Here is a 17212-nt window from a genome sequence, read left to right on the forward strand (position 1 = left end):
AGCCGGAGCTGGCCTCAATCGCTGCGGCAGAATGTCCGGATCACCTTTTGGTGCGACCGTACGGACGCGCGAATAGCCCTTCCGCTAGACGCCGAGAGCCTTGCGGTTCAACGTTCGCAGGAAACGCAGCGACAACGTTCGCACGTTCGCAACATTGAGCAGCCAGGCCGCGGCCGCATAGGCAAGGCCGCCGGCGAGGCTGACGATGACGAGCGAGGCGAGGCCGGTGCCGCCCACTTGCGCGCGCGCAACAAGGATCGCCGCCGCCATCAATGCCGCGGAGGCAGCGACGCCGGCGAGGCGATTGAGCTCGAACGGGACCGGATGGGCCCGATGCATCAGGACGAGTGCGACCAGGAAGCCGATCGCCTCGGTTGCCAGGGTCGCCAGCGCCGCGCCGTAAAGGCCGTAGCCGCCGATCAGCGCGAACATCAGGATCACGCTGATCACCAGCGTGAGGAAAGATTGCGCCGCCAGCATGAACGGCCGCTCGGCGAGCTGGAAGCTGATCTGCACGTAGAACTGATTGGCGATGCCGAAAAGCCGCGCAAGCACCAGTGTCGGCAACAGGGCCGAGACGCCGGCGCGGAAGTCGATCCCGACGAGCGTTCCGGCCACCTGGTCCGCCGCAAGCGCAAGCCAGACCGCAACGGGCGCCACCACGACGAGCAGCAGCTCGAGGCTTTCGGTCAGCCGCTCCCGCGTCGTCTCGCCGTTGTTCTCGGACAATGACCGGAACACCAGCGGCACCGTCGCCGCGGCGACGCTGGATGCGATCATGACCATGAACTGGCGCGGCAGATCGGCGGCAACGCCGAAGATGCCGGCAGCATCCTTGCCGAGCAGATAAGCGACAATGAGGCGGTCGCAGGCCGAATAGACGGCCACGGACAATCCCGCCAGCGTCAGCGGCAGGCCGTAGCGCGCCAGCTGCATGAACTGGCTGCGCTGGAATCGCGCGATCCCGGTGCGGTCGCCGACGAGGTTCAGGATGATGCCGGCGAGCGACCCCAGGCCGAATGCGGCGAGCAGCCCCAATCCACCCCAGCCGAGCCAGATTCCGAGAAGACCGAAGCCGACGCTGGAGACGCTGCGCACGATCGAGATCGCCGCGAACCGGTAGGGGCGCAATTTAGCGCGCTCGAACTCCTGGCCGACATCGACTGCATTGGCCATGATCGCGACGAACATGCTGGCGAGCAGCAGCTCGACGCTGACATCGCTGCGGAACAGGACGACCAGCGGAGTGGTGGCGCAGAGCACCGCGGCCGTGAGCGCGAAGGCGACGATTGCCGTGCCACGAAAATCGACCTCCGCCGACATCGCCTGATAGCGCGACACCGACAGCTTGATCCAGGCGAAGAAGATCGCGCCCAGAATCCCGGCAAGGCTGATGCCGACGACATAGACGCCGTACTCCGCCGGGCTGAGGAGCCGCGTATAGGCCGTGACGGCGAAGAAGCCCACCGCCGCAGGCAGGATGTAGGCGACGAGATAGATCGAGAAATGGCGGTTCAGCATGCGAGCACGGGACCGTGGGCGGCCATCAGGATTAACGGATCGTTAAGACGATTGGGTGCGACAATCGGGGCTCGCCGCTGGCATTGCCAAGGATAGGTCAAGGACAAGTCAAGGATAGCCGGATAACCCTGCAAATCGGATCGCTAATGGAGCGAGCACGCGGTTATCGCGCGTTAGCGTTAAATTTGCCCTGTCCTTGAAGGAGCGGGCGCGATCGCAGAAAAGAAGCAATGATAGCGAAACGTCGCCCGACTCCTCCGACGCACTGATGTAACTGATATGGACGTTGTCGAACGAACACGGGCGAGATCGACCTCCCTCCCGCGTCGAACCGCCACTGCTCCCGCGGCTCCGGCGTATCCCGGCGCGAAGGGCCGCGACAGGATGGTCCTCAACCTCTTCTTCGAGGAACGAGACGACCGCTGGTTTCCCGGCGACCGTCACCTTCGGCCGCTGCTGCGCCGGTTGCTGCTGGGCAAGTCCTTCATCAGCGGACAGCGGCGCGTTCTGCTCAATCTGTGCGCAGGTCTCGATCGGCTTGGCATTCGCTACCGCGTCAACGATTATCGCTACATTCGGAAGCATCCGGAGGAACTGGCCTGCATCATCGGCCGGCCGTTCGTGCTCGACTGGTTCAAGTGGAAGAATCCACTGCTGCTTGGCGTCGCCATGTATGACCATCCAATCGACGCACCAGAAACTCTAGAGGATCTCGACGTGAGGCAGGTGCTGTTGCCGTGCGCCTGGTATGCCGACATGTTCCGTCCGCACTGGCCCCATGTCGGTGCCTGGCCCGTCGGCATCGAGACGGATCTGTGGGTCCCGGCGCCGGCCGCGCAGAAGAAGATCGACGTGCTGCTCTACGACAAGGTCCGCTGGGATTACGACCGGTATCAACCGGAGCTGATCGAGCCGATCCGAAAGTTTCTCGAAGCCAGCGGACGCACGGTCGAAACGATCCGCTACGGGCACTACAAGGAAGAGGATTACAAGACCGCGCTGGCGCGCTGCCGCAGCATGATCTTCCTCTGCGAGCACGAGAGCCAGGGCATCGCCTGCCAGCAAGCACTGTCGAGCGGCGTGCCCGTCTTCGCCTGGGATCGCGGCGGACCCTGGCAGGATCCGAAATATTTCCCGGACAAGGTGCGATACGAGGGCAACGTGTCCTCGGTGCCCTATTTCGACGCGCGCTGCGGCATGACCTTCACTGATGCGGGCAGCTTCGCGGCGGGCTGGGGCCGTTTCTGGTCGCAGGTCGACGCAGGAGGCTTCGCGCCGCGCGATTATGTGCTGGACCGCCTGACGCTCGAGAAGGGCGCGCTTCACTATTACGAAATCGCGGAAGCCGCGATGCAGCGGCACGCGTGACCGGGCTCGACCGACGCGAATTCCTGCTCGGCAGTGTCGCAACGCTCGCGGCGGGCGCATCGGCGTCCGCGGTGCCGGCCTCGAAACGCGTCCAACGCCGCCCGGGCTACGGCGCAGCCGCCACGCTCTGGGACCTGCAAGCCGATCCGCGGCTCGGCGAGGCCATCAGCACCTATTGCACGCAGGTGGTGCCGGTGCTCGAGCTGAAATGGCCGATGCTGCGGCCGGACGCCCATACGTTCACCTTCGAGCGCGCCGACGCGATCCTGGATTTCGCGCGCGACAACGATCTGACCATGCGCGGCCACGCACTCGCCTGGTATCACGACATTCCGGACTGGACCAAGCAGATCAAGGGCAGCAAGGGCGTCGAACGCGCCTATCTCGACCACATCGGCACCGTCGTTTCCTACTACAAGGACAAGCTGACGTCGTGGGACGTCGTCAACGAGCCGATCCCGGACAATCCGCGCAGCCCGAAAGACCGGCGCGACACCTTCTGGACGCAACATCTCGGCGATCGCTGGATTCCGCTGGCGTTCCGCACGGCGGCCGCGGCCGACCCCTTCGTCAAGCTCGCGATCAACGAATATGACATCGAGTCGGCGAAGGACTCGTTCATCGCCAAGCGGGCGGCCTATCGCACCCTCATCATGGACCTGCTCGATCAGGGCGTTCCGCTCCACGCCGTCGGACTGCAGGCGCATCTGCACGCCGAGCTCGAGATCGACACGCACGGGCTCGCCGAATTCGCCACCGAGCTGCGTTCCTGGGGGCTCGAGGTTCTCATCACCGAGCTCGACGTCGACGACCAGAAGCTGGCGGGAAGTCCTGCGGAGCGCGACGCCGTCGTCGCCAAGCGCGTCGACGACTTGCTGACGGCCGTTGCCGCGAGCGGCCCGGTGCGGTCGATCCTGACCTGGGGCATCTCGGACCGTTACAGCTGGATCAACGGCACCTTTGCCCGCAAGGACAAGCAGCCGAACCGCCCCCTGCCGCTCGACGGCGAGTTCAAGCCGAAGCCGTTCATGGACGTCATCAGCAAGTTCACGAAGGACGGCTAAAGCGCGATGCGATTAGGATGAATCGTCATCGCGCTTTAGATTATTGTTCGAGCATGATCTTTTCGGAAAACCGCTATTCACTTTTCCGGATCATGCTTTAGAAATCAGCGTGTCTTCGGCGTTTCGAACGCGGCCACATCGCCGATATGATCGGGGGCCAGGCTCGGCGCGCGCCGCTCGCGCGAGGACAGGCGGAACACGTCGCGGATGTCGGCGATCGACGTCGACGAATAGGACTGAATGCAAAGCGCGACCTGCTCGGGCGAGGCCGTGCGCATCATCGCTTCGATGGCCGGGCGGTCGAGCGGCGTGTCGTCCCAGTGCGAGACCGCGATGCTGTCTTCGGTGAGCCGATGTCGCGCCAGGTGTTCCGGCGAGGTCGCCACGAAGTTTCCGTAAAGCAGATACTCCGAAAACTTCTTCTTCCGGCACAGCGCCAGCGCCCAGCTCAGGCCGGTCGCCGACTTGATCGCGTCCGTCATCGCACGCGCAGTGTCCCTGTCCCACACCAGCGCGTTGCCGACATAATCGTCCGCCGGGAACGCGCGCTCCTTGATGCCGAGAAGCTGGTCGACGGTGCGCAGCCACAGGCCGTGCAACGGGTGGTCGGCGGCGATCGCCTTGCGCGTGACGAACAGCGGCGTCGTCTCGGCGCCGGCATATCGGCTGACGTCGAACTCGCGGAAGAACAGATTGTCCGAATCCAGGATGCAGACGCGCTGCTCGGGCGCGTTGAGGACGCCGGCGATCTTCAGGATCTGCTGGATGTGCCAGCCGTGCACCGGCGAGGACAGCAGCGACAGCCAGACGCGCCGGCTGCCGAACTGGAGCGCCGGCGGCAGCGCGAACAGCCATTTCGGCAGATAGCGCGAGGCCGGAACGATGACCCGCTTGTCGGACGCGAAGCGCGCGAACAGCGGCACGTCCTCATCGTTAACGAGTACATAATGGCGCGTGTATCCCGACAGCCAGGTGTCGATGCTCTCGCTGAGCAGCGAAAAGCGTTCGATATCCTTGGCGTAGCTGGCAGTCAGCAGGGCAACGGAATGCATGGAGCACGCTCAAATGGCCATCAGACCGGCACTGATAGCGGCAATGCGAGATGCCGGAAACTCACGATCGAAATCAAGGTAAAGCGAAACGAAGTGTTAGCCATCCGACGGCAGCCCCCGCTCCAGCCCGCGAAAGCGGAGCGGCGCCGGGGCTGAGGCGCGCTGCCACCAGTCGGCGACGCGGTCGTCGAGGGCGGTCACGCCGCGGCCCCGGCCGGGAAAGATCCGGATCTGCTGGATCGCCTCTGCCTCGAAACCCCTGGCCCTCCGCGTGATCTTGAGGGCGGCACCTTCGCGGTCGCGCTGCGTCAGCGGCACCAGAAGACGGCCGCGCGGACGGAGCGACCGCAGCCAGAGCGGGTGCGGGTGCGGGAAGCCGGCATGGACGATGATCACATCGGCGGGCTCGCTCACGTCCTTGCATCCATCGCCGTGGACGACCGTGACATTGCCATAGCCGCGCAAATAGCTCGCCGCCCGGGTCGCGAGCCGCTCGTCGCATTCGATCGCATGGACGCGGCCCTTCTCGCCGACCATCATCGACAGCACCGCCGAGAAATAGCCGAGGCCGCAGCCGATCTGCACCACACGGTCCGCCCGCTTGACGTCGAGAGTGTCGATCAAATGCGCCCACAGGCTCGGCAGGCCGGTGTCGAGCTTGCGGCGCGCATCGATCGCGACCAGCACGTTGTCGTAGAGATGAAGGGGATCGGCGTCGGGCGTCGGCCGGTAACTGCGCGCTGCCTCGCCCTTGATGCGCCACGGTCCCCTTGGCAGAAATTCCTCGCGCGGAACGGCGGCGAGCGCGGCGAGCAGACGCTTCGAGGCAATCCGCTCGCGCCTGGCGATCAACTCAGCGTAGCGCGCACGCGCGGCGGCAAGATCGCTCATGTCACAGACCGGCCTGCTCGCGCACCGCCGCGTCGCTACCGAGCTCATCGAGGAGCTGCATCGCCTGCTTCAGGTCCGGCGCGTAAAAGCCCTCGCTGAATTTGCCGACGATCGGCATCAGCAGGAGTCTTGCGTACTCGCGCTTGCCGGCTTGATGCGACAGGCGCGCGAGGCAGACGGCGGTGCGAAGCTCCCAGGACAGCGCTCCCTGCTTGCGTGCGGTCTCCAGCGAAAGGCCGAACAGGTCCTCCGCCTCCTGTACCGACGCCGGGTCGCCACCCGCCAGCGTGATCTCGCCTTGCATGCGATAGACCTCGGCGAGATAGAAGTGATCGCCGGTCCGCCTTGCGGTCGCAAGCGCACCATCCAGCGCGCGCAAGGCGGCGTCGCGCATCCCGACCTTGGCGTACGTTTCCGCGAGCAGACAGCGGAACCAGCAGCCGGCGAGCCAGGAATCCATCGCCTCGTACTCGTCGAGGCCGAAGCGCATCTGGCCGAGGCCTTCGTCGGCTTCGCCGAGCTGAGCCAGCGCCCAGCCGCGCAGGATCGCCGCCTGCTGCTTCCAGTGCAGGAAATTGTGCTCGGTGGCAATGATCATGGCGCGATTGGCGTAGTCGCGTGTGCCTTCGACGTCGCGCAAATGCTGGCGTAGATAGGCGCCGAACACCAGCGCGAAGGCGAGCGTGAAAGGGTGGCGGATCTTCTCGGCGTTCGCGATCGCCTGCTCGCTGTGCTGGCGCGCCGCGTCGGGCCGACCGAGGAACCACAGGAGGTAACCGAGATAGGACAGCGAAACGACACCGGGATCGATGCCGTGCCGTTCCATCAGGTCGGAGTGCAGATCGGGGCTGAACAGGTTGATGCAGCGGTGCAAATGGTGCTGCGAGGCTGCGAAGCGGCCGCGATAGAGCATGGTCATCGCGATCGCGCGGTGCGCCTCGATCAGATAGCCGGTCTGCTGCGCCGGCTGCGTCCGCTCGTTCAGCCGCTCGCGCTTGGCAAACTTCAACAGCTCGACGCTGAGATCGTGCGCGCGGGTGAGATCGGCGCGGATGAAATGGCACACCCAGAGCCCGCGCGTCGCAGCGAAGACCTTTTCGTCGTCATCGAGCTGACGGCCGAGCTCCAGCGCGCGGATGTAGTTCTCCTCGACCTCCTGCACCGCGTAGCCCTTGGCGGCGATCAGCGCGTTGCCGAGCGCGATGCGCAGCTTGAGCTCCATCTCGTCGGCGCCCTGCATGCGCGCATTGGCCTGCACGACGTTAAGGCCGCGGCGCAGGTGGCCGATCGCCTCCAGATTGGCCCCGGTCTTGGCCGCCTGCTTGCCGGCCTTGAGCCAGAAGCTGGCGGCGCCCTCGCTCTGGCCGGATTCGGTCAAATGATGGGCGAGCAGCTCCGGTTCGCGCTCGGTCCTCTCCGGATACATCTCGGCGAGCACCTGGGCGATCCGCGCATGCAGCTTGCGCCGCTCGCTGTGCAACAGGCTCGCATGCGCGGCGTTCTGGATCATCACGTGCTTGAAGGAGTACAGCGCATCCGGCGGATGGCCGCGGCGCATGATCAGCCCGGCCTCCTGCAGATGACTGAGCGCCGCCTCGATCTGCTCGGCCGGCGTATTGGCGACGGCATGCAGCGTCTCGTAGGAGAACTCGCGGCCGATCGTGGCGCCGATCTGCGCGATGCGCTTGAAGGGCCCCATCCGATCGAGCCGCGCCATCAGCGAGTCGGTCAGGGTGGCCGGGATTGCGAGCTGCCGCCACGGTCCCGACAGCACGTAGCGCCCGTGCCGCTCGGTCAGCAGATTGGATTCCAGAACCGTCTTGGTCAGCTCTTCCAGGAACAGCGGCACGCCGTCGGTCTTGACGATGATCTCCTCGACAACCTCCTTGGGCAGCTCGCGTCCCGCGACGCGCTCCACCAGCGTCGTGCGCAACTGCCGGCTCAAGCGGTTCAGGACTAGGGTGGTGATGTGCGAATGCGCGTTCCAGCTCGCCTGGAATTCCGAGCGCGCGGTGATGATCGCCAGGATCGGCTGGTTCTGCACCCGATCGACCAGGAGATCGACCACCTCGCGGGAGGTCGGGTCGATCCAATGCAAATCCTCGAACGCGATCACCAGCGGCATCTCGCGCGCAAGGCCGAGGAAATGGTTGACCAGCGCCACGACCGTCGCATCCTTCTGCTGCTGCGGCGACAGCTCGAGCGGCGGATAGCGGTCCCCGGTCGGTATCGACAGCAGCGCGGCAAACAGCGGGGTGACCTGCTCAATGTCGCCATCGGCGGCGGCGATCGCGTTCTCCAGGCTCGCCAGCGACAGCGCGGACGAATCCTCGCGATCGAGACCGAGGGAGAATTTGAGCTGCTCGACGAACGGATGGAACGCGGTGGAGGTGTAATAGGGCGAGCACTGCAGCGAGACCTGTCCATGGCGGTCGCCCGATATCCGCTCGAAGATCTCCTGGATGATGCGCGACTTGCCGATTCCGGGCTCGCCGAACTTGACCACGACCTGGCCGTCGCCGTCCTTGGCCTGCTGCCAGCGCCCCATCAACAGCGCGATCTCCTCCTCGCGGTTGACGAGCGGCGTCAGGCGCGTACCCATCGCCGCAGCGAAACGGGTCTCCAACCGCGAGGCGCGCACCACGTGCCAGGCCTGGGCCTTCTCGGAGATCCCCTTCAAGTCGTGGACTCCGAGGTTGCGGTAGTCGAACTTCCCCTTCAGCAGCGCCTGCGTCGAGGCCGAGATCACCACGCCGTTGGGCGGCGCCAGGCCTTGCAGGCGCGCCGCGAGATTGACGGTTTCCCCGACCGCGGAGTCGCGTTCTTCGGTGCCCTGCCCGACGAGGTCGCCGACCACAACGAGGCCGGTCGCGATCCCGATGCGGACGGCGGGTGAATGGCTGAGCGCACCACGCGGCTCGACCGCGCGTGCCGTCGACAGCACCCGCACGATCTCGAGCCCGGCGCGCACCGCGCGCTCGGCATCGTCCTCATGTGCGGTCGGATAGCCGAAATAGACCAGGATACCATCGCCGACGAAACGGGCGGCAAAGCCCTCGTATTGCTTGACCACCCGGACGCAGGTCTCGCGAAAATCCGCGATCATGTCGCGGACGTCCTCCGGATCGAACTGCGCGGACAGCGAGGTGGAATCCACCATGTCGCAGAACATCGTGGTGAGCTGGCGCCGTTCGGCTCCGACCTCCGCCCGGATTTGCGGACGCGGCGCCTCCGCCGGCGCCTCCGTGGTTTCCGCTTGAAACAGCGCCGCCATCGCCCGCTGCAGCCGCTTGCGATCGCCGAGCGGCAATCCGAGCTCGACCAGATCGGCTTCGGTGAGATCCGCGATGACGTCGATATCGAGGCGGTGCTGCGCGAAAAGATCGGTGTAGTGCCCGAGGCCGATGCTTTCGAGCCAGTGATTCAGCCCACCTTCCAAACTCGTGCTCGGCTCGTTCTCCAGCATCGTGATTCTGCCCGACCCTTACTCCGTCGAAGGGCTCGAGGGCCCCTCAACCACAGATTTTGGGGTCCAAACTTCACCTCGGACTGGACGCATTCCCCAACTTCTTGGAAGAATAACTTAATCGGTCCAAAAGGGAATGGCGTTGTCGGACATTGCATCCGGAGCGGACGAAGCATCAGCCGGCACCACGGCCGAAACGAAGGTGTTCGCGCATATCAGCGGCCTTCTCGAATTCTACGCCCGCAGGACGCCGGCGGCGCCCGCACTCCTCGCTCCCGGCCGGCCGGCGCTCAGCTATGGCGCGCTGGCCGAGTCGATCCGGCAACTGGTGCGTGCCTTGCGTGAACTCGGCATCCGTCCCGCAGACCGCATCGCGGTGGCGCTGCCGCGCGGCGCCGATACTGCCCTGGCGCTGCTAGCAGTCGCATCAGGCTGCGCCTGCGTCCCCGTCAACCCCGATCTGACGGCGGACGAGCTGCAACGCTATTTCAGCGAACTGAAGCTGACCGCGCTCGTGACCCGGGCCGACATGAACTCGGCGAGCCGTGACGCCGCCAGGATGCTCGACATCGCATTGATCGATTTCGTGGCGGGGCCCACCCACGATCTCGGCGGCTGCGCGTTCATTGCTCCGGCGATCGGGCCGGCCAATGCCGGCGGCGCTTCGCGCGGCGACGACGATGCGTTCATCCTGCTGACGTCAGGCACGGCGGCGCGACCGAAAATGGTGCCGCTGACCCATCGCAATGTCTGCCTGTCCGCTTACAATGCCGGCCATGTGCTGTCGCTCACGATGCATGATCGCCTGCTCAACGTCCTGCCGCTGTTTCATGCCCATGGCTTGATCTCCGGCCTGCTCACGGCGCTGGCCGCGGGCTCCAGCGTGATCTGCACCGACGGTTTCGACGCAGCGTCGTTCTTCGGCTGGATGCGGGAGCTGCAACCGACCTGGTACACGGCGGTGCCGACCATTCATCGCGCATTGCTGACGGCGGCGGAAGTAAACCCCGACCGCGCCCGACCATCGTCGCTGCGCGTGATCCGGTCGGCTTCGGCCTCGCTCGCGCCGACGATTCTCGCCGGGCTGGAGACAACGTTCGGCGTTCCCGTGCTCGAAACTTACGGCATGACCGAGGCGGCCTCGCAGATTGCGGCCAATCGGTTCGAGCTGCGCAAGGTCGCGTCGGTCGGTCGCGCCGCCGGCCCGGAGATCGCGATCATGGACGAGACCGGCCGCACGCTCGCAAGCGGGGCGCACGGCGAGATCGTGCTGCGCGGGCCGAACATGAGCCGCGGCTATTATAATGACGAGCCGGCGACGCGGGCCGCATTCCGCAACGGCTGGTTCAGGACCGGCGACCTCGGCTATCTCGATGACGACGGCTATCTCTTCATCGTCGGCCGCATCAAGGACGTCATCAACCGCGGCGGGCAGAAGATATCGCCGCTGGAGGTGGAAGACGTCCTGCTCAGCCATCCGGCGGTGCTGGAAGCCGGCGTGTTCGCGGTCCCGCACCAGAAGCTCGGCGAGAACGTCGCGGCCGTCGTGGTGCTGCGGCCGAACGCCGAGGCGACCTCGGACCAGTTGCGCCAATTCGCGCGAAAGCGGCTTGCGGCCTACAAAGTGCCGAGCCTGATCCGCAGCGTCGCGGCGCTGCCGAAGGGCGCCAGCGGCAAGGTCAAGCGCAACGCCCTCGCCGGGCTGATTGCAACGGTCGACGCGGACGACGAGACCCGGCTGCCGCGCAATGCGGTCGAGAGCCAGCTCGCCGAGATCTGGGCCGGCCTGTTGGAGCTGCCGCAGGTCGGCGCCGACCAGGACGTCTTCGCGCTCGGCGCGGATTCGCTCGCGGTGACACAGATGCGCTCGCGCCTGCGCGACCGCTTCAATGTCGACTTCTCGTTCGAGGATATCTTCGATTGCCCGACGGTCGCAGCGCTTGCGGCCCGGATCGAGACCGCCGCAAGCCGGCGCGAGACGGCGCTGCCGGGCTGGCGCCGGCTTGCAGGCACGGACGCACCGCTGTCGTTCCAGCAGCAGCGGATGTACGTGCTCTCGCGACTGGACCCGACGCGGTACAATTATAACGTCGTCGAGATCGCCGTCCTCAAGGGCCCGGTCGACGCCGCCGCGCTGTCTGCGAGCCTCGCTGCGATCTCAACGCGCCATGAGGCGCTGCGCTCGGTGTTCGTCGAGCGCCAGGGCGAGCCGATGCAACTCGTGCTGTCATCGACGCCGCGGCTGGAGCGCATCAAGCTCAAGCCATGCCCTGCGGGCAGGCGGCCTGCGGCAATCCGGCGCGAGGCGCTCAGGCTTGCGCAACATCAGTTTGACCTGGCCCACGCGCCGCCCCTGAAGACGACACTGCTGTCGTTCGACAGGAACAACCATGCGCTGGTGGTCAACGTCCATCACCTCGCCACCGATGGCTGGTCGCAGCGGCTGTTCTGGCAGGAGCTCGCCGTCCATTATTCCGCGACGCGCAAGAAGCATTCGGCCGCACTGCCGCCGCCCGCTTTCCAATATCGCGACTTCGCACTCTGGCAGCAAAGCTGGGCGCAGACGCCCGCGGCCAGGGAGCAGCTCGATTATTGGCGGACCCAGCTCGACGGCGTCACCATGCTGCCGCTGAGAACCGACAGGCCAAGACCTGAGATCTGGAGCGGACACGGCGCGCGTCACTACCTTGAATTCTCAAAGTTCCTCTCGTCCGAGCTGCGCGCGTTGAGCCAGAACCAGGGCGTCACGCCGTTCATGACGCTGCTCGCCGCTTTCCAGTGCCTGTTGTTCCGCCACACCTCGCATGAGGACGTCGCCACGGGATCGCTGATCGCCAACCGCAACCAGATCGAGAGCGAACGCCTGATCGGGCTGTTCGCCAATACCCTGGTCCTGCGCAACGATTTCAGCGGCGATCCGAGCTTCGGCGAGATGTTGCGGCGGGTGCGGCAGGTCACGCTGGACGCCTACCGCAACCAGGACCTTCCGATCGAGGAGGTGTTGCGCGCATTGCGGGTGGCGCGCCGCAGCGACGGCAATCCGCTGTTCCGGATCATGTTCATCCTCCAGAACGCCTCGATCGAGGCGGCGCGCTTTCCTGGCCTGTCGACCCGGCGGCTGGAAGTCGATCCCAGGGTGGCGCGGTTCGACATCACGCTCGAACTGGTCGAGGCCGATGGCCGCTTCACCGGCTTCTTCGAATACGCCACCGATCTGTTCGAGGCCGCGACGATCGAAGCCATGGCGGCCCAGTTCAAGGCGCTGCTCAAGGCCGTCATCGCCAATCCGGAACAGCGCATCTCGCGCCTGCCGCTCCTGACCGAGGCCGAACGTCGGCAAGCGCTGGCAAAAGGCCGGGGCATGCCGGCCAATTTCACCACACGCGGCAACTTGAGCGAACGCTTCGAGCGCCAGGCGAGGAAGACGCCGAACGCAGTCGCGGTCTCGGACGGTCGCACGTCCCTGACCTATCGCGAGCTGGCGCGTCGCACTGGGGCGGCCGCGCGCTGGCTTGCCCGTGAGGGCGTCGGCGCCGAGAGCGTGGTTGCCCTGCTCGCGGAGCGCGGGCCCGACCTGCTCGCCGCGATGATCGCGGTGCAGCGCGTCGGCGCGGCCTTCCTCAATCTCGATCCCGACCAGCCGACGGCAAGGCTCTCGACCATCCTCGGATCGAGCTGTGCCCGCGTGCTGCTGACCGGGCGGGCTCAGTCTGCCATGGTCGAGGCCCTGCTCGAACCGCTGGTCGAGCGCATCCCGGTGGCCGAGCTCGACGACGCTCTTGCATCCGGGTCGACAAAGCCGGCCCGCGCCGCACGCCGCGCCGCCTCGAGCCTTGCCTATCTCGTCTATACGTCCGGCTCCTCCGGCGCGCCGAAGGGCGTCATGATCGAGCAGCGCGGCCTGTCGAACCATCTGGCCTCGCTCATCTCCGAACTCGGCCTCTCGCCTAAGGACGTGATCGCGCAGATCGCGCCGCAGAGCTTCGTCATCTCGGTCTGGCAATTCCTCGCCGGTCCGATGGTCGGCGCGCGCGTCCATGTCTGCGGCAACGCGATCGTGCAGGACCCGATGCTGCTGGCGCGCGAGATCGAGCGCGAGGGCATCACGGTGCTCGAAATCGTGCCCTCGCTGCTGCGCCTCATTCTCGAATGTATGGACGAGGCGCCGATCCGGCGCGCCTTCGCGAAGCTGCGGCTGCTGATCTCGACCGGCGAGCCGTTGCCCGTCGAGCTCTGCCGGGCCTGGTTTGCCTGCTGCCCGAGGGTACCGCTGATCAATGCCTATGGCGCCTCGGAATGTTCGGACGACGCCTCCCTGCACCGCCTGACCAAAGCGCCGGCGATCGCGACGGCCAACGTTCCGGTCGGGGCGCCGCTGCCGAACACGCAGCTCTACGTACTCGACGCAAACCTCCAGCCGCAACCGATCGGCGTGACCGGCGAGCTCTGCATCGGCGGCGCCGGAATCGGCCGCGGCTATATCAACGATCCCGCGCAGAGCCGGCAGCGCTTTCTGCCCGATCCGTTCTCGCGCCAGGCCGGCAGCCGGCTCTACCGGACCGGCGATCTGGCCCGGCGCCGCGCCGACGGGACGCTCGAATGCCTCGGCCGCGCCGACCATCAGGTCAAGATCCGTGGCTATCGTATCGAGCTCAAGGAGATCGAGAACGCGCTGGCCGAGCATCCAAGCGTGCGCGCTGCCATCGTCGAACCGCGCCGCGAGGCGAGCGGCGACATCAGGCTGATCGCCCATGTCGTCGCCAAGCCCGGCAGCCGGAGCAGCGCCAGCGAGATGCGCGACTTCCTGAAGAGCCGCCTGCCCGTTCACGCCATCCCCGCCGCCTTCCTGTTCCTGGATCAGGTGCCGCTCAACGCCCATGGCAAGATCGACCGCTCGGCGCTGCTGGCGTCCGTCCCGCCGGAAACGTCCGGCGCGGATGCGGTCGTCCCGGCGCGGCGCTTCACCGAAAAGGTGCTCTCCGACATCTGGATCGACCTGCTGAACGTCGAACGCATCGGTGTTACCGACAATTTCTTCGACCTCGGCGGCCATTCGCTGCTGGCCGGCCAGGTGATGGCGCGCATCGCGCGGGCGCTCGGCGTGTCGCTGCCGATCAAGGCCATCTTCGAGGCGCCGACGATCGAGGGGTTGGCGCGGCGGGTCGAACAGACCGTGGCCACGAAGCCGCACAAGCCTGCCGCAAGCCTGCCGCGATCGGCTGCGGGCGGGCCGCCGGCGCCTTCCACCGGACAGGGCCAGATGCTGCACATCGAGCGCAATCTGCCGGGGCTGCCGCAGCTCAACCTGCCCTTCGCCTTCCGCCTGCAGGGCCCGCTCGATTCGGCCGCCCTGGCAAAGGCGATCGACGACGTGGTGCGCCGGCACGAATCGCTGCGCACCGCGTTCGCCTGGAACGGCGATGAGCCGGAAAGCCGCATCGCCGCGCCACGCACGCTCAGCCGAATCATGACGGTCGAGACGATCGGCGACGGTCATTCCCACAACAACAAGCGGCGCAAGGCGCTCGAGCTCAGGAAGATCGATCTCCTGATCGAGCAGGAGGCCTATACCCCGATCGACACCACGCGCGCGCCGCTGTTGCGCGCCCGGCTGTTGCGGCTCCACGACGACGACCACGTGCTGCTGCTGACGCTGCATCACGCCGTCGTCGACGGCTGGTCGATCGGCGTGCTGTTCGAGGAATTGTCGAGCCGCTATGCCGCGCTGGCCGGATATCCGTCCGCGCCGCTGCCGAAGCCGCCGCCGGCCTTTTCGGACGTGGCACGTTGGCAGCGCTGGTGGTGCGGCACCGACGCGGCGCGCCGCCAGGCTTCCGACTGGATCCTGAATTTGCGCGGAGCGGGTCCCCTCTTCGACGGCGAATCGAGCCCGGGCGCCTCCACCGGGCATCATCCGGTCTGCCTCGAGCGCGAGCTGATCGCCCGGTTGACGGCGTTTGCCGGCCAGCACAATTGCACGCTGTTCATGTGCTTCCTCACCGGCCTGAAGGCCATGCTGCTGGCCCGGACGGGCCGCACCGACATCGCGGTCGCGACCGCGATGGCCAATCGTGCCCAGCCGGACACCGACCGGATCATCGGCCCGTTCGAGAACACGGTGATCGTCCGCACGACAATCACGCCGGACCTGTCTTTCGCGCAGGCTCTGCTGCGGGTGCGCCAGAGCGTGCTCGAGGCGCATGCGCGGCAGGAGCTGCCGTTCAACGTCCTGGCCGATCGACTGGAGCAGGAGGGGATCGATCCGGCCTCGCTGCTCCAGGTCTATTTCACGCTGCAGAATCCGTTGCGCCGGCCGCTCGATCTCCCGGATCTCGCGACGGAATCGATCGGCAACGTCACGCGCGAAGGCCAGCCGGTGCTGCCGATCGACCAGACCTGGCTGTCGCTGATGCTCAAGGAGCGCCCGACCGGCATTACCGGCTCCTGCAATTACAAGCGCGATTTGCTCGAGGGCCGAGCGGTCGGCGAATGGATGGAGGACCTCGTCGCCCTGCTAACGGCGGCGATCGCCCAGCCCAACGCACCACTCGGCAGATTGCTCGCGCGCAGGGCCGCTTGATGCCGCGACATCGCGCCAGAATACGGGTTCACGCCCCAAAGCTGTGAATGATCAAGTTGCAGCTTGATTATTTGGCGTCGTCGCGCAAGATTATTCTCGGATTTTGATTTGGGATGATCATTTTCAACCGGGGGAGTGTTATGGGTTTCATCAAATTTACCAAGAAGACCTCGCTCAGCGCGGAGGACCGCAAGGCGCTGCAAGACCTGCTCAATTTCGAGAAGCAAAAACTCCAGCTCGCACTGAAGGATGTCGACGCCAGCCTTAAGGCTCTGCGCGGGTCCAAGAAGAAGAAGTCCAAGAAGAAGTAAACTCGTCGGTCGGGGACGGCCGTACGAATCTTCGCAGAGCGGCCGCTTGCGTGTCGAGTTTGGGGGCTCGCACAAGCTTGCGCCTGTAAACCGGCCTGCAAATCGACAAGAATTCGCCCGGGTGGACCGCTAGGTACGGTCCTCTCGGCTGATTCTTGCGCAGTTGTTTCTTCCGTCGGCACCGAGGGATTTGGCCTCGCCCGACGCCATGGGCCCAATTGATGGCAGACGACAGAATCGAACTCTTTGTCGGACTGATCGAGAGCATTGACGTGCCGGGCGCGGCGGAGGCGTGCCGACGCCTGCTCTCGGTCGACGAGCGGGCCCGGGCCGATCGCTTCGTGTTCGAGCGGCATCGGCGGCAATACATCTTCGCGCATGCGATGTTGCGCCTGGCGCTGTCACAGGTCGCTTCCAACGTCGCGCCCACCGACTGGTCGTTTGGCGCGGGCCGCTATGGCCGGCCGTTCGTCGCAGCACCAGCCACCTCGACCGCGCTGCATTTCAGCCTGTCGCATGCCGACGGCTGCGTCGCCTGCGTGGTGTCGCGGCATGAGGCCGTCGGGGTCGACGTCGAAACCGTGTCGCGGCGCGTCGCGCCGCTGTCCACCGCGCTTCGCTTCTTTGCGCCGGAAGAGGTCGAAGCCTTGCGCGGACTGCCGGAGCCGGCGGCGATCGAGCGCTTCTTCGACTATTGGACGCTCAAGGAGGCCTATCTGAAAGCCAGGGGCTTCGGGCTGAATCTGCCGCTCGACGCCTTCGCCATGCAGGTGTCACACGAGGCCATCGAGATCAGCTTCAAGCCCGACATCGTCGACGATCCGGACGCCTGGCGCTTCTCGCTGTGCTCGCCATCGCCCGCGCATCGCCTCGCGATCGCCGACGGCTCCCGCACCGACGGCGGCCTTCCCATCAGCCGCCATGCCTGGCCCCTCCGCGAAGCGGCTGAGTGAGGCGGG

General features: G+C 66.0%; 9 protein-coding genes. 5 read left to right on the forward strand and 4 right to left on the reverse strand.

What is annotated here, in order from left to right; all coding sequences use genetic code 11:
• Nucleotides 1–84: 84 nt before the first annotated feature.
• A complete protein-coding gene (locus tag XF30_RS34470; protein ID WP_109145177.1) occupies nucleotides 85–1521 on the reverse strand; it encodes a lipopolysaccharide biosynthesis protein in 1437 nt (478 codons plus the stop codon).
• A 279-nt stretch (nucleotides 1522–1800) separates the two neighbouring features.
• On the opposite strand from XF30_RS34470, the gene XF30_RS34475 reads away from it, so the two are divergent.
• Both XF30_RS34475 and XF30_RS34480 read left to right on the forward strand, forming a co-directional pair.
• The gene (locus XF30_RS34475; RefSeq protein ID WP_109145178.1) at nucleotides 1801–2889 is read left to right on the forward strand and encodes a glycosyltransferase; all 1089 of its coding nucleotides are present in this window, start codon (nucleotides 1801–1803) and stop codon (nucleotides 2887–2889) included.
• Entirely contained in the window at nucleotides 2886–3953 is a 1068-nt protein-coding gene (locus XF30_RS34480) for an endo-1,4-beta-xylanase (protein ID WP_109145179.1), read from the forward strand. The genes XF30_RS34475 and XF30_RS34480 overlap by 4 nt, the downstream gene beginning before the upstream one ends.
• 104 nt (nucleotides 3954–4057) lie before the next feature.
• Here XF30_RS34480 and XF30_RS34485 read toward each other — a convergent pair whose 3' ends face one another.
• From XF30_RS34485 to XF30_RS34495, 3 genes are all read right to left on the reverse strand, one after another.
• The gene (locus XF30_RS34485) at nucleotides 4058–5005 is read right to left on the reverse strand and encodes a DUF6492 family protein (protein ID WP_109145180.1); all 948 of its coding nucleotides are present in this window, start codon (nucleotides 5003–5005) and stop codon (nucleotides 4058–4060) included.
• Nucleotides 5006–5101: 96 nt separating this feature from the next.
• Entirely contained in the window at nucleotides 5102–5896 is a 795-nt protein-coding gene (locus XF30_RS34490; RefSeq protein WP_109145181.1) for a protein-L-isoaspartate O-methyltransferase family protein, read from the reverse strand.
• Nucleotide 5897: 1 nt separating this feature from the next.
• On the reverse strand, nucleotides 5898–9362 hold the full coding sequence (locus tag XF30_RS34495; protein WP_109145182.1) for an ATP-binding protein: 3465 nt from the start codon (nucleotides 9360–9362) through the stop codon (nucleotides 5898–5900).
• Between the two features lie 136 nt (nucleotides 9363–9498).
• Between XF30_RS34495 and XF30_RS34500 the strand changes: the two genes are divergently transcribed.
• The 3 genes from XF30_RS34500 to XF30_RS34505 all read left to right on the forward strand — a co-directional run bounded on the left by XF30_RS34500 (nucleotide 9499) and on the right by XF30_RS34505 (nucleotide 17206).
• A complete protein-coding gene (locus XF30_RS34500) occupies nucleotides 9499–15942 on the forward strand; it encodes a non-ribosomal peptide synthetase (RefSeq protein ID WP_109145183.1) in 6444 nt (2147 codons plus the stop codon).
• 140 nt (nucleotides 15943–16082) lie between these two features.
• Nucleotides 16083–16253, forward strand: a complete 171-nt coding sequence (locus tag XF30_RS38735; RefSeq protein ID WP_167361674.1) for a hypothetical protein — start codon at nucleotides 16083–16085, stop codon at nucleotides 16251–16253.
• Nucleotides 16254–16474: 221 nt separating this feature from the next.
• Nucleotides 16475–17206, forward strand: coding sequence for a 4'-phosphopantetheinyl transferase family protein (locus XF30_RS34505; protein WP_109145184.1), 732 nt, complete (start codon nucleotides 16475–16477; stop codon nucleotides 17204–17206).
• The last annotated feature ends 6 nt before the right edge of the window (nucleotides 17207–17212 follow it).

Source organism: Bradyrhizobium sp. SUTN9-2 (assembly GCF_003122645.1).
Classification (GTDB): Bacteria; Pseudomonadota; Alphaproteobacteria; order Rhizobiales; family Xanthobacteraceae; genus Bradyrhizobium; species Bradyrhizobium yuanmingense.

Excerpts from the sequence above, each read along its gene's own strand:
- XF30_RS34470 (WP_109145177.1), bottom strand. The coding sequence starts at position 1,521 with ATGCTGAACCGCCATTTCTCGATCTATCTCGTCGCCTACATCCTGCCT.
- XF30_RS34475 (WP_109145178.1), top strand. The coding sequence starts at position 1,801 with ATGGACGTTGTCGAACGAACACGGGCGAGATCGACCTCCCTCCCGCGT.
- XF30_RS34485 (WP_109145180.1), bottom strand. The coding sequence starts at position 5,005 with ATGCATTCCGTTGCCCTGCTGACTGCCAGCTACGCCAAGGATATCGAA.
- XF30_RS34490 (WP_109145181.1), bottom strand. The coding sequence starts at position 5,896 with ATGAGCGATCTTGCCGCCGCGCGTGCGCGCTACGCTGAGTTGATCGCC.
- XF30_RS34495 (WP_109145182.1), bottom strand. The coding sequence starts at position 9,362 with ATGCTGGAGAACGAGCCGAGCACGAGTTTGGAAGGTGGGCTGAATCAC.
- XF30_RS34500 (WP_109145183.1), top strand. The coding sequence starts at position 9,499 with ATGGCGTTGTCGGACATTGCATCCGGAGCGGACGAAGCATCAGCCGGC.
- XF30_RS38735 (WP_167361674.1), top strand. The coding sequence starts at position 16,083 with ATGGGTTTCATCAAATTTACCAAGAAGACCTCGCTCAGCGCGGAGGAC.
- XF30_RS34505 (WP_109145184.1), top strand. The coding sequence starts at position 16,475 with ATGGCAGACGACAGAATCGAACTCTTTGTCGGACTGATCGAGAGCATT.